This window comes from Parabacteroides sp., from assembly GCF_977054455.1.
Window position 1 is genome coordinate 75,424 of record NZ_CDRTCT010000018.1, and the last position, 14,071, is coordinate 89,494.

General features: G+C 40.1%; 12 protein-coding genes and 1 pseudogene. 8 read left to right on the plus strand and 5 right to left on the minus strand.

Features of this window, described 5'->3' with window-relative positions:
• Positions 1–47 precede the first annotated feature (47 nt).
• From ACW6QF_RS10600 to ACW6QF_RS10615, 4 genes are all read right to left on the minus strand, one after another.
• Entirely contained in the window at positions 48–809 is a 762-nt protein-coding gene (locus ACW6QF_RS10600; RefSeq protein ID WP_456087798.1) for an outer membrane beta-barrel protein, read from the minus strand.
• An 81-nt stretch (positions 810–890) separates the two neighbouring features.
• The gene (locus tag ACW6QF_RS10605; RefSeq protein ID WP_298551321.1) at positions 891–1,406 is read right to left on the minus strand and encodes an RNA polymerase sigma-70 factor; all 516 of its coding nucleotides are present in this window, start codon (positions 1,404–1,406) and stop codon (positions 891–893) included.
• Between the two features lie 216 nt (positions 1,407–1,622).
• Complete coding sequence (trpS, locus tag ACW6QF_RS10610) at positions 1,623–2,675, minus strand: tryptophan--tRNA ligase (protein WP_298551323.1); 1,053 nt, start codon at positions 2,673–2,675, stop codon at positions 1,623–1,625.
• 67 nt (positions 2,676–2,742) lie between these two features.
• Positions 2,743–3,609 carry an ion transporter gene (locus ACW6QF_RS10615; RefSeq protein ID WP_298551325.1) on the minus strand — a complete coding sequence of 289 codons (867 nt, stop codon included), beginning with the start codon at positions 3,607–3,609 and terminating at the stop codon, positions 2,743–2,745.
• A gap of 240 nt (positions 3,610–3,849) precedes the next feature.
• Here ACW6QF_RS10615 and ACW6QF_RS10620 point away from each other — a divergent pair, with 240 nt between their 5' ends.
• The 4 genes from ACW6QF_RS10620 (at position 3,850) to ACW6QF_RS10635 (ending at position 9,055) form a co-directional block, all read left to right on the plus strand.
• Positions 3,850–5,403: an ATP-binding protein gene (locus tag ACW6QF_RS10620; RefSeq protein ID WP_456087799.1), complete on the plus strand. Its 1,554-nt coding sequence runs from the start codon at positions 3,850–3,852 to the stop codon at positions 5,401–5,403.
• 23 nt (positions 5,404–5,426) lie between these two features.
• A complete protein-coding gene (locus tag ACW6QF_RS10625; protein WP_456087800.1) occupies positions 5,427–6,980 on the plus strand; it encodes an ATP-binding protein in 1,554 nt (517 codons plus the stop codon).
• 23 nt (positions 6,981–7,003) lie between these two features.
• Positions 7,004–8,557: an ATP-binding protein gene (locus tag ACW6QF_RS10630; RefSeq protein ID WP_456087801.1), complete on the plus strand. Its 1,554-nt coding sequence runs from the start codon at positions 7,004–7,006 to the stop codon at positions 8,555–8,557.
• Positions 8,558–8,728: 171 nt separating this feature from the next.
• Complete coding sequence (locus ACW6QF_RS10635) at positions 8,729–9,055, plus strand: 6-bladed beta-propeller (protein ID WP_456087825.1); 327 nt, start codon at positions 8,729–8,731, stop codon at positions 9,053–9,055.
• Between the two features lie 16 nt (positions 9,056–9,071).
• Here the strand turns inward: ACW6QF_RS10635 and ACW6QF_RS10640 are convergent.
• Positions 9,072–10,044 (minus strand): annotated as a pseudogene (locus ACW6QF_RS10640) (ATP-binding protein); the annotation flags it as partial.
• Positions 10,045–10,739: 695 nt separating this feature from the next.
• On the opposite strand from ACW6QF_RS10640, the gene ACW6QF_RS10645 reads away from it, so the two are divergent.
• The 4 genes from ACW6QF_RS10645 (at position 10,740) to ACW6QF_RS10660 (ending at position 13,933) form a co-directional block, all read left to right on the plus strand.
• Positions 10,740–11,336 (plus strand): hypothetical protein, encoded by a 597-nt coding sequence (locus tag ACW6QF_RS10645; RefSeq protein ID WP_456087802.1) that lies wholly within the window; start codon positions 10,740–10,742, stop codon positions 11,334–11,336.
• A gap of 12 nt (positions 11,337–11,348) precedes the next feature.
• On the plus strand, positions 11,349–12,407 hold the full coding sequence (locus ACW6QF_RS10650; RefSeq protein WP_456087803.1) for a BF3164 family lipoprotein: 1,059 nt from the start codon (positions 11,349–11,351) through the stop codon (positions 12,405–12,407).
• 176 nt (positions 12,408–12,583) lie between these two features.
• Positions 12,584–12,820 (plus strand): NVEALA domain-containing protein, encoded by a 237-nt coding sequence (locus tag ACW6QF_RS10655; RefSeq protein ID WP_456087804.1) that lies wholly within the window; start codon positions 12,584–12,586, stop codon positions 12,818–12,820.
• Between the two features lie 57 nt (positions 12,821–12,877).
• On the plus strand, positions 12,878–13,933 hold the full coding sequence (locus tag ACW6QF_RS10660; protein WP_456087805.1) for a BF3164 family lipoprotein: 1,056 nt from the start codon (positions 12,878–12,880) through the stop codon (positions 13,931–13,933).
• Positions 13,934–14,071: the final 138 nt, after the last annotated feature.

Sequence of the window (14,071 nt, forward strand, 5' to 3'; positions counted from 1 at the left end):
ACAATTGATAATCGACAACGGACAATCGCTATAAAACCCTCCATTGTCTATTTTCCTAATTTAAATTTATACCCGACAGACAAGCTGAAGGTATGGTATTTCAAGTCGACCGAATCATACTGATACTCTTTGCCCAAAGAGGCATCGTATCCGACGTTCATCACACAGGAACCTATTTCCAATCCTACCTGAAACGATAGTCCCCAGTCGAAAGTGTTATCGTGTGTCCAACTTTCATGGCTAAAGCCTTGCCCCAACCATCCGCCGCCATACACGTTACCACCATAATAATAGGAGCCAGAACCATAACTTCCATAACCATAACCGTCACTATCACCCGGCGTATATTCGTTATACTTGCCTATATTTTTATCCCCCAACGAATAAGCGACATAAGGACCGGCAGCCAGATTCAACCGTACATTATCCGCTAAACGGAATGATAAATTCGCCATCAACGGAACCTGCAAAAAATGCCGATTCGTCTTATAATAACTCTCATTAAAAGTGGGCTTCGATTGATTGTCTGTCATCGGGTAAATACTCCCAAACGAAATCGTATGTCTCGAATATCCCCGCTGGGTGTAATACAAACCCGATTTCAATGAAAAACGATCCGGTTTGACGGCAAACTCCACACCAACTCCCATTTTCCAACGAGCATTCCAAGCCGGTTTCTGTTCGTTGACATAGAAATTTCCACCTCTCTTGACAGCCGTCATCCCAATTTCCGGCGTCAGCGACCATTGCTGCGCACTCACCGATGCCACACTCATCATCAACATCACAAATAATACGAATTTCTTCATTTCCCTTTTTGCATTAGTGATACATAAACATTTTAACCTTTCTATCACTAAGACAGGAAATTTGAAAAAACCCCTATTCACTCAAGAAAAAAAGAAACAATAAATCCGCACGGCAGTTTCCCGCAAAGTCTTTAACGCTTTTCCGATCTGGTTTTCAACTGTTTTAATAGAAATATGCAACTCCTCCGCGATCTCCTGATATTTCAATCCGTCCCGCTTGGAAAGCAGAAATATCTTCTTCCGTTCGGCTGGCAGCTCGTCGATAGCCGCCCAAAGGCGTGCATCCCGTTCCGATTGATATATCTGTTCCTCTTCCGACAGGTCCTCCATATCGGCAATGCATTCTGTCGTTTGTAACGTATCGGAAGATTGGGCGATAAGCGTAAGGGAACGGTTCCGTACCGCCTGATAAAGATAGGATTTAAAGTTCGCAATTACCAGATTATGGCTGTTTTTATCCCACACATCGGCGAAGGCCTGCTGCACGACATCCTCGGCATCTTCCGTTTTTTCGGTAAAACGGAGTGCAAACAGGCACAGGGGTCTATAAAGCTCCTTGAAAATACGTTCAAACTCTCCCGCAGATATTGCCGCCATACATTTGTTACTTGTCTCTATTCACTGCAAAGTAAAGTAGTTTTCCATTTAATAATCCGATTTTCAGGTTCTTTATTATGTTTTTAATAAATTATATCGCACAATATCATCCTCATAGACACATAAAAAAGACACGAATTACACCGACTTCACGATTTTCATTCATCCGTGAGTTCCGTGTAATCCGTGCCCCAAATATAGAAAGCCGGAATATGCTTATCCTCTGAATCCGATAATCTCGCGCACTTCCCGCAATGTTTTTGCAGCGCTCTCGCTTGCTTTTTCGGCACCCATGCGGGCTACTTTCGCCAAATAGTCTTCGTTGGAACGGATATCCAGGATACGTTCGCGAATCGGGGCGCAGAAAGTATTGATGTCTTCCGCCAATTGCTTTTTCAAATCTCCGTAACGGATCTCGCAATTGTTATATTTCTCATTGAAAAAATCGAAAGTATCTTTTGATGATACGATTTCCATCATAGTGAACAAGTTGGCAATCGGTTCGGGCTTCACGCTGTTCGGTTCCGTCGGACCGGCATCCGTCACGGCTTTCATCACCTTCTTCTTGATTGTCTTTTCATCGTCGATCAGGTAGATCGCATTTCCTTCGCTCTTCCCCATCTTGCCGGACCCGTCCAGTCCGGGCACTTTGATCGCCTTACTGGAATAATAGAAAGAAGCGGGTTCCGGGAAACATTCGACTCCGTAAGTGGCATTGAAACGGCGGGCAAAACGGCGGGCCATCTCCATATTCTGTTCCTGGTCTTTTCCTACCGGCACCTTCACCGCCTTATGGATAATGATATCGGCTGCCATCAAGGTCGGATAGGTCAGCAAACCGGCGCTTACGCTATGTTTGTTGCTTTCGTTGAAGATTTCCCTTTCCACATCACCTTCCGTGGTGTTGACACGGTCGATGTGCAACTGCTGACGAGCCTTGTCCTTGAAAGAAGTAGTACGCATCAACTCGCCGATTCCCGCATTCATATTCAGATACAGATACAGTTCGGGAATTTCGCGCACATCACTCTGCAGGTAGATGGTCGCTTTTTCCGGATCGATGCCGCAAGCCAGATATTCGGCCAGGATTGTCTTTACACTGTTACGGATGTTATCGGGATGCGGATGCGTAGTCAACGAGTGCCAGTCTGCAATAAAGAAAAAGCAATTATACTCATTTTGCATTTGCAAAAATCCTTTGACTGCTCCGAAGTAATTCCCCAGATGCAAATTACCCGTTGGGCGAATGCCGCTTACTACTGTTTCCATTTTCTTTCTTAATTATTTATATCAAATGGCGACAAAGATAATAATTATTTTGACAGATTCCGAATCTTTATGTCTCCGGCGAATCCAATTTCGAACCGCAATATTTACAATATCCTGCTTCCTCTTCATGTCCGGTCCGATGGCAATGCGGACATTCCAGCCTGCTTCTTTTACGTTGTTCCCCAACCATTGTGGCAGACACAATGCCCGTCGGGACCGCGATAATCGTATAACCGATCAACATCACGATCGCCGACAGGAAACGTCCGACGGGTGTCACCGGCGTTATGTCTCCGTAGCCGACAGTCGTCATCGTCACGATCGCCCAATAGATGCTGTTCGGAATATTATCGAACTGCGTACCGGGCCGGTTTCCTTCCACCATATACATAACCGTACCGATCGAAGTCACCAGGATCAAGACAAAAAAGAAAAACACGAATATCTTCGGAGCACTGATCCGGAGCGACTTCAATAGCATATTACCTTCTTTCAGGAAGTTAAACAGTTTAAAGACACGGAAAACACGGATCAGCCGGAACGCACGGATCACAAGCAGGTAACGCGTTCCGGCAAAGAAAAAGCCCAGATAGACCGGCAATGTCGACAACAGATCCACAATCCCGAAAAAGCTGAAAATATACTTTTTGGGCTTTGGCGAGCAATAAATACGAACCAGGTACTCAAAAGTAAAGAAAGCCGTAAACACATACTCCAATATCCGTAGCCCCAACGTATAATGGTATGAAAAAGACCGTATGCTCTCCAATACCACCACCAACACGCTTGCGATAATAAACCCGATCAGGCAGGTGTCGAACAGTTTACCCATCGGAGTATCCGATTCGAATATAATGATATACAGCTTCTTCTTCAACTTCTCATCATGAAGAAAAGCATCCACACGCTCCCGTATTTTCGAAAAAAATGCCATAATCCGAATCTTTACTCTACTAAAACAGTAGAAGTTTATTAATGTTACAAAAATAGTAAAAACAAAAATCAATAAAAGGGAGGAACACTCAAAACGAAGCGTCGTCCACATGCCGCAGGCTCTCTATTTAGCGGGCATTCAGTCATTTCAATCGGGCAGGCTTGGCTATACGAAGAAACATTACTATCTTTGTTGTATTACGAACTGAATACACAGTTCAGATAGATAAAAAGAATAGTTATGAGCAATAAAATTTATCCCATAGGCATACAAAACTTCGAAAAACTTCGTACCGGCGGTTATTTCTATATCGATAAAACCGAACTTATCTATCGCATCATTAAAACCGGCAGCTACTATTTCCTGAGCCGCCCGCGCCGCTTCGGGAAAAGCCTGCTCATATCTACCATCGAAGCCTATTTCCAAGGCAAGAAAGAATTGTTCGAAGGACTTGCCATGGAAAAACTGGAAAAAGACTGGATCGAGCACCCGATCCTGCATTTAGACCTGAATGCAAAAAAATTCGATACGGAAGACGACTTGCTCCGGCTGATAGACCGCCAGTTTCTCATCTATGAACAGAAATACGGTTCTGCCCAATCAGACGAAACGATAGATGACCGCTTTGTCACACTCATCCGGAAAGCCTATGAAAAGACAGGCCGCAAAGTGGTAATCCTGATAGACGAATATGATAAACCTTTACTGCAAACCATAGAGGATGACGTTTTACAAAAAGAGTATCGTGAAACCTTAAAAGCATTCTATGGAGTAATGAAATCGATGGACGGCTATATTCAGTTCGCCATGCTGACAGGAGTGACAAAATTTGGAAAAATCAGCGTATTCAGCGATCTGAACAACCTGGACGACATTTCCATGCGCGAACCCTACGTAAACATCTGCGGAATTTCCGAGCAAGAGATACACGACAACTTGGAAGAAGAACTTCATGAGCTGGCAGACATACAGGGCATGACATACGAAGAAACCTGCGCCAAACTCAAAGAGTATTATGACGGTTATCATTTTGCAGAAAATACCATCGGCATATACAACCCGTTCAGCCTGCTCAACACATTTAAATACAACAAGTTCAGCAATTATTGGTTCGAGACCGGAACTCCTTCCTATCTGGTTGAGCTATTAAAGCGAAGCCATTATGATCTGGAGCGCATGGCAAACGAAGAGACCAGTTCGGATGTACTGAATAGCATTTATGCAGATTCGTCAAGCCCCATTCCGGTAATCTATCAAAGCGGGTATCTGACTATCAAAAGTTATGATGAAAGATTCGGGATTTATCAGTTAGGCTTCCCTAACTACGAAGTGGAAGAAGGGTTTGTACGATACCTGATGCCTTTTTATACGAATGTCAATAAGGTAGAATCTCCTTTTGAAATTCAAAAATTTGTCCGTGAAATAGAGTTAGGACAACCCGATGCGTTTCTCCGGCGCCTGCAAAGTTTCTTTGCAGATACGCCATACGAATTGGCTCGCCAACTGGAATTGCATTACCAGAATGTTCTCTTTATCGTTTTCAAACTGGTCGGTTTTTATACGCAAGTCGAATATCATACAAGTATGGGACGTGTCGACTTGGTTTTGAAAACGAAGGATTACATCTACGTGATGGAATTCAAATTGGAAGGCACTGCCGAAGAAGCGCTGAAGCAGATCAACGAAAAGCAGTATGCACTTCCATTCGCTACCGACCCACGAAAATTATTCAAGATCGGAATAAATTTCAGTAACAGGTTGAGGAATATTGAAGAGTGGATTATTGAAGAGTGATTTTTTAATAAAAAAGAATAGTTATGAGCAATAAAATTTATCCGATAGGAGTACAGAACTTCGAAAAGCTTCGGACCGGCGGTTATTTCTATATCGATAAAACCGAACTTATCTATCGTATCATTAAAACCGGTAGCTACTATTTCCTGAGCCGTCCACGCCGCTTCGGGAAAAGCCTGCTCATATCTACTATCGAAGCCTATTTTCAAGGCAAGAAAGAACTGTTTGAAGGACTTGCCATGGAAAAATTGGAAAAGGACTGGATCGAGCACCCGATCCTGCACATGGACCTGAATATCGAGAAATACGATTGCCAGGAAAGTCTCGATAATATGCTTGAAAAAACATTGGCCGGTTGGGAAAGCCTTTATGGGGCCAATCCATCCGAACGTTCTTTTTCTCTCCGTTTTGCAGGAGTCATCGAACGAGCCAACAAGCAGACAGGACAACGCGTCGTTATCCTTGTGGACGAATACGACAAACCGATGTTACAAGCTATTGGCAATGAAGAGCTCCAACAATCATTCCGCAACACCCTGAAACCTTTCTACGGAGTTTTGAAAACGATGGACGGCAACATCAAATTCGGTATGCTGACCGGCGTAACCAAATTCGGAAAGGTAAGCGTGTTCAGCGACTTGAACAACCTGGACGATATTTCCATGCGCGAACCTTATGTCGATCTATGCGGGCTTTCCGAACAAGAGATACATGACAATCTGGAAGAAGAACTTCATGAACTCGCAAAGGCGCAAAAAATAACTTATCAAGAAGCATGCGACAAACTTAAAGATTATTACGATGGCTATCACTTTGTCGAAAACACCATCGGGATTTATAATCCCTTCAGCCTGCTCCACACATTCAAATATAATAAATTCGGAAACTATTGGTTCGAAACCGGCACGCCGTCTTATTTGGTTGAACTGCTGAAGCGAAGCCATTACGATCTGGAGCGCATGGCAAACGAAGAAACCAATGCGGATGTACTGAACAGCATTTATGCAGACTCATTGAACCCTATTCCGGTAATCTATCAAAGCGGGTATCTGACTATCAAAAGTTATGATGAAAGATTCGGGATTTATCAGTTAGGCTTCCCTAACCACGAAGTGGAAGAAGGGTTTGTACGATACCTGATGCCTTTTTATACGAATGTCAATAAGGTAGAATCTCCTTTTGAAATTCAAAAATTTGTCCGTGAAATAGAGTTAGGACAACCCGATGCGTTTCTCCGGCGCCTGCAAAGTTTCTTTGCAGATACGCCATACGAATTGGCTCGCCAACTGGAATTGCATTACCAGAATGTTCTCTTTATCGTTTTCAAACTGGTCGGTTTTTATACGCAAGTCGAATATCATACAAGTATGGGACGTGTCGACTTGGTTTTGAAAACGAAGGATTACATCTACGTGATGGAATTCAAATTGGAAGGCACTGCCGAAGAAGCGCTGAAGCAGATCAACGAAAAGCAGTATGCACTTCCATTCGCTACCGACCCACGAAAATTATTCAAGATCGGAATAAATTTCAGTAACAGGTTGAGGAATATTGAAGAGTGGATTATTGAAGAGTGATTTTTTAATAAAAAAGAATAGTTATGAGCAATAAAATTTATCCGATAGGAGTACAGAACTTCGAAAAGCTTCGGACCGGCGGTTATTTCTATATCGATAAAACCGAACTTATCTATCGTATCATTAAAACCGGTAGCTACTATTTCCTGAGCCGTCCACGCCGCTTCGGGAAAAGCCTGCTCATATCTACTATCGAAGCCTATTTTCAAGGCAAGAAAGAACTGTTTGAAGGACTTGCCATGGAAAAATTGGAAAAGGACTGGATCGAGCACCCGATCCTGCACATGGACCTGAATATCGAGAAATACGATTGCCAGGAAAGTCTCGATAATATGCTTGAAAAAACATTGGCCGGTTGGGAAAGCCTTTATGGGGCCAATCCATCCGAACGTTCTTTTTCTCTCCGTTTTGCAGGAGTCATCGAACGAGCCAACAAGCAGACAGGACAACGCGTCGTTATCCTTGTGGACGAATACGACAAACCGATGTTACAAGCTATTGGCAATGAAGAGCTCCAACAATCATTCCGCAACACCCTGAAACCTTTCTACGGAGTTTTGAAAACGATGGACGGCAACATCAAATTCGGTATGCTGACCGGCGTAACCAAATTCGGAAAGGTAAGCGTGTTCAGCGACTTGAACAACCTGGACGATATTTCCATGCGCGAACCTTATGTCGATCTATGCGGGCTTTCCGAACAAGAGATACATGACAATCTGGAAGAAGAACTTCATGAACTCGCAAAGGCGCAAAAAATAACTTATCAAGAAGCATGCGACAAACTTAAAGATTATTACGATGGCTATCACTTTGTCGAAAACACCATCGGGATTTATAATCCCTTCAGCCTGCTCCACACATTCAAATATAATAAATTCGGAAACTATTGGTTCGAAACCGGCACGCCGTCTTATTTGGTTGAACTGCTGAAGCGAAGCCATTACGATCTGGAGCGCATGGCAAACGAAGAAACCAATGCGGATGTACTGAACAGCATTTATGCAGACTCATTGAACCCTATTCCGGTAATCTATCAAAGCGGGTATCTGACTATCAAAAGTTATGATGAAGAATTCGGTATCTACCGGTTAGGTTTCCCTAATCGGGAAGTGGAAGAAGGATTTGTACGATACCTGATGCCATTCTATACAAGTATAAACAAGATAGAATCTCCCTTCGAAATACAGAAATTCGTCAGTGAAATCCGCAAAGGACAATCCGATGCGTTCCTCAGGCGCCTGCAAAGCTTCTTTGCCGATACGCCATACGAATTGGCTCGCCAACTGGAATTACATTATCAGAATGTCCTCTTTATCGTTTTCAAACTGGCCGGTTTTTATACGCAAGTCGAATATCATACAAGTATGGGACGTGTCGACTTGGTTTTGAAAACGAATGACTACATCTACGTGATGGAATTCAAATTGGAAGGCACCGCTCAGGAAGCATTAAAACAGATCAACGAAAAGCAGTATGCCCTTCCATTCGCTACCGACCCACGGAAATTATTCAAGATCGGAATAAATTTCAGTAACAGGTTGCGGAATATAGAGGAGTGGATTATTGAAGAATAATACGAAACTCCTCGACTACCTCCATTTAATAACAAACAAAAAAGGCTGGAAATCACCTGATGTCAAAGGAAAAGCATCCTACTCAAGGACACGCTGACTAATAAGAATTAAAATACAGACAACAGGATTTCCTCCCTTATTATAAAATAATTGGACTATGAATACTAAAATATTCTCCATTTCGATAACAACGGTAAATTCGTATCAGCTCTAAACAAGCAAGGACAAGGGCCGGAAGAATATCCACGAATCGAAGATTTCGACGTATATAAAACAGACTACCTGACAAAGGTACAAGGCAGGCAACATATTTCAACCGAATTTTCGTATGGAACAACTCTTTCCTGTATTTCTGATACAGAAAGTGATAACAGCCTGTTGCTTTACATTACCCCTGACCGGCTTTCTGAATATGGTAAAGAGGTCAGCGACAAATTCGGCAATACAATCACAGGGGATATGGAAGACAATCCATACATCCTGGAGTTTTTCGAATAAGATTATTTTACAATAAGGCATCGGGTTGTCCCAACTCTATTTCACGGACAAATTTTTGAATTTCAAAAGGAGATTCTACCTTATTGACATTCGTATAAAAAGGCATCAGGTATCGTACAAACCCTTCTTCCACTTCCCGATTGGGGAAGCCTAACTGATAAATCCCGAATCTTTCGTCATAACCTTTGATCGTCAGGTAGCCGCTCTGGTAAATAATACTCTTTGAGCTTGGCGCAAGTTGCCTCGTATGTCATGTTTTGGAGTTTTGCCAATTCATGAAGCTCTTCTTCCAAATTATCATGTATCTCCTGCTCGGACACGCCGCATAGATCAACATAAGGTTCACGCATGGAGATATCATCCAGGTTGTTCAAGTCGCTGAATACGCTTATTTTTCCAAATTTGGTCACACCCGTCAGCATGGCAAACTGGATATAGCCATCCATTGATTTCAAAACCCCATAGAAAGCTTTTAGGATATTACGGTAAGCCTCCTGCAATTCCGCACTCCCGATTGCCCGAAGCAGCGGTTTGTCATATTCGTCCACAAGGACCACTACCCGCCGGCCGGTTTTTTTATACGCATAGCGAATCACTTGGTAAAAGCGTTCTTCCGGTTTACGGTCACTATACGGACTGCCATACGTTTGTTCCCAAATTTCAAGATGTTTGTTCAATTCTTCGACAAGAGACTCCGGCCTGTCGTATTGGCGGGCATTCAAATCCAAATGCAGGATCGGATATTGCGACCATTCTTTCTCTAACCGCTCTATCGCCAAACCTTCGAACAACTCTTTCTTGCCTTGAAAATAGGCTTCGAGCGTTGACATGAGCAGGCTTTTCCCGAAGCGGCGCGGACGGCTCAGGAAATAGTAACGTCCCGACTTGACAAGACGATAGATAAACTCGGTTTTATCGATATAAAAATAACCGTCTTGGCGGAGACTCTCAAAGTTTTGTACACCTATCGGATAAATTTTATTGCTCATGGCTGTCCTTTCATGATTATTGGAGCCGTACATTCAACTCGCAATACAACAAAGATAGTAATTTCCTGTTTTTCCGGCTATGTTTCTCATAAAAACAAAAAGATTACGATTCCATCCCTTATTGTATAGTTTGTCTTACTACCCATTAGTCCAAATCGAAACTCTACCGCATCTATTTTGATTTTCTACCCCATATTTTTCAATTTACCCGCAGGGGTAATATTTTTTAAGAAACATAGTATTCTATAAGACACTGGAATACAAGCCAATATCAAAAAGTCCTGTTTAACCGGGGGATATTGTATGCTTTAACATATATCTAAATATAAAAAATCCTGTTTCCCAGGCCTTTTCAGGATGGCGTCTCGGATAAGGAGAATGAATTTTTAATATTCAGCCGATAACACAAACCTGAAATATTTTCCTAACACATCTTTACAAAAAACGAAGTAACCGACAAGACAAAAACACAACCAACACTGTTAAAATCAGCATTACTAAAAGAATAATAATTGGCCTGTTCTTTTTCATCTCCGCTTCATTTATAAAACAAAAATAGTAAAAATAAGCAATCAGAATCAGTACCCCGGAAACATTTCGGAAATATTTAGCGGAAACATTAAAGTGTTTCCAAATTCATGAGCTGTTTTTAAACTTTATGGATTACTTTTGTAGAAAGTAGAAAAAATACAGTCATGAAATTAATTATCATATTATTGTTGTTTCCCTTCGTCACATGGGGACAAAATTTATTTCCATCTAAAGGTGTTCGCCGTACAACAACCCCTAACAATGGAAAGTTCGTAGATAGTCCGTCTTTCAATAGTGAAAGTAGAACTATCAGTAATAAAGCGACTAAAGAAAAAACCAACTACAAAATCTACACAAAGGAATACGTTGATCAAAAACACATACCGGATGAATTTGAACTGACTGAATTTGCTAATCCGGCAAAAGGAAGCACTGTGTCTTGGATATTAACTCCGGATACATCAAATTGTCGACATGTGAAAATTTTCTCTTTTTATAGATCCGGTTCCATGTCTCTTCGAGAAAAAGTAACAGCTGATTTGAACAAATATTTCGACTATAAGTTTTTCGACTATACCAAAGAGATGATTTACAATAAAGAGATTCCGTTATTGATTATATATGAAGCAGATATAAAAGACAGGATCAAACAAAAAACATTAAAATCCTTTTTGCATGACGGGAAATTGGATCCGAATGAAAAAGATCTCATCACGTCAAAGTTAAATCGTTACATAATAGTATATTATATAGCCAATTAAAAAATAAAGGTCATGAAAATTGTAAAATTTATCAGTATATGTGTCTTTATTGCGTTTTGTTCTTGTAACAACAAAAAGGTTTATGAGAATTGCATATCTTTCAAATTAACGGATTTCTTGGATAAAGGCGAGATTAAAGGTATTGATCTTCAATTTTCTAAAGAGGTAATGCGTCCAACAGCACTGCACATAGAAGATTCAATCCTTATTCTAAAAGAAGATATGGACGAACATATATTGCACATGTATAATGTTAATACAGGAGAGAAAGTTAACACATCTATTTCTTTTGGAAATGGCCCTGGAGAATTTCTTCATATACAACAAATACAATCATTTGACAGCCTATTATGGTTATCTGATACACAAAGACCATTCATATCTGCTTATCGTAAAAAAGACATCTTATTTTCAGATACTATATCCCCAACAGCAATAAAAGAAGTTATGCTGCCTGATCTTTTTGGGAATATCGTTATTTTACCCAATCACCATTTTATGACAACAGCTTATAATAATGCTCAAAAGCGTTTATCATTCTACGACTCAGAAGGCAAATTTATAGAAACAAAGGGTGAATACCCTGAATATGGAGAAAAATTGACTCCTTTTGAAAAAATAGAAGGGCTTTCCTGCTATGCTACCCTGTCTCCAGATAAAAATGGAATCTTCCTTTTCTATAAACAAACAGATTTAATAGAGCTATATGATATATATGGAAATTTGAAAAAAAGAATACAAGGTCCTGATTTGTTTTTTCCTGTAATCAAACAGACTACTCAAGATGAATCAGTTCATGTTAATTCTGTTTCAGGGCAATCACGAGATGCATATTTTTCACCTTTATCCATAAATGGGAGAGTGTATGTTTTATACTCTGGGATCTATTTTAATCGTGAAAACCACAAATATCTAAAAGATCAACTTTTTGTATTTGACGATAAAGGAAATCCTCTACAACGATATACATTGGATTCGCCTATTTTTACCTTTACAATCAACCCTATGACAAATAAATTGTATGGGCTAAGTGATAATCCAGAATTTCATGTGATAGAATATCAATTATAGTTAAAGAGAAATACGGGAATGTATATTTTTTTTCAATCGATCAATAATACTATTTACAAGTCTGTTGAAGGTGGAAATATGAAAACGTTAAAGATTTTTTCGACAATTTGCATAAGAGATCTTATGCCTATGGTATTTCGTTTTATAAGGGTTAATAACTAATAAAGAAGGAGGTGATGACAAAAGTAGTAAATTTGGAGAAAATAACAAAAGGGTTGGGAATCGCCGCAGCAGCAGGCTGGAACTACCAGCAAAACAAACAGAGTGTAGAACTGTCTGACTTGGCGTTGGAGAATATCGAGGCACTGGCAGATCCTGAAATAGAAGTTGGTGTACCTTGCATCATGACTTCTCAAACATGTTACGAAATTAATGATGACTTAGGTCACACAGTCATTCCAGGTTACAAATAATTCATTATTAACTTTACAAGGAGTTCTTAGAACTCCTTGCTTCTAATTATCTGACACATGAAAACGATAAGTACTAAAATATTCATATTGGCAATTATATTCACTATTTCTTGTAGTCATAAAGAAAAAGATCCTAAAGAACACTTCAAGAAGGTGTTTAATATAGAATCAAACAAATTAAATGTAGATACTTATAAAATAAACTCATTTGGCAGAATAATTCCATTCGAAGACCAGCAAATTCTCATTAAAGAAAATTACATGGGAGAATCCTTATTAGACCAAATATATTATACAAAAGACAGTATTCGTTCTTTTGCCCAAATTGGTTCAGGTCCAGATGAATATATTATGCTTCGCTTAATGCAAAAAACAAATAGTAAAAGCATTAAGATGTTAGATATCCAAAAAAAACAGATCATAACAAAAGATTTAAACGGAAATACATCTAATATACTGAATTTACAACAGATGCCATTAGCTGCCATACAGATAAATGACAAATATATTATATCCGGACTTATGAACAGAAACGAAAATGACGATAAAAGATACGCCATACTGAATAGTAAAGGAGAATATATAAAATCATTCGGAAATTTTCCAAACGACAAAAATGAATCTGAAATAAAAAGTAAAGTGCTTGCATACCAGGATTATATGGTTTGCAACCCAAGTCTGAATAGATTTGCAACCGTTTGTTCATCCGGAGCTATATTCGAATTGTATCAAATAGATACGACTCCCCAACTGATAAAAAGTTATCATGACATATACCCTGTATATACAAATGATAGTCGCCCAGGATATAGTAGCATCAGGCATGGGAAGGAGAATATCATTGGATACACGGATATTTATGCGACCGACAAATACATTTACGCATTATACTCTGGAAAAAAATTAGAGACACATAGTAATGAAGGAATGATGAATGCTAAACTTACAAATGATATTTTCATCTACAATTGGGATGGAGAACGTATTTGTCACCTAATTTCCGATGTAAAGCTATTCAACCTTTGCGTAACCGATGATGATCAGAAGTTGATCGCTTTAGGATGGAAAGATGACTTCAATCTATATTCATTTGATTTATCAATAGAACAATAACCCTATTTTCACCTCTTTTCTATTTCGATTGAAATTCGGGGTTGTTTTGAATCGACACTTTGTGCGCTTAAACAGGTTTACGGTGACGGCGAATGCTACGAGGTCGGCGGTTCGTCCATCTTCAGGTTTCGTTTGGTA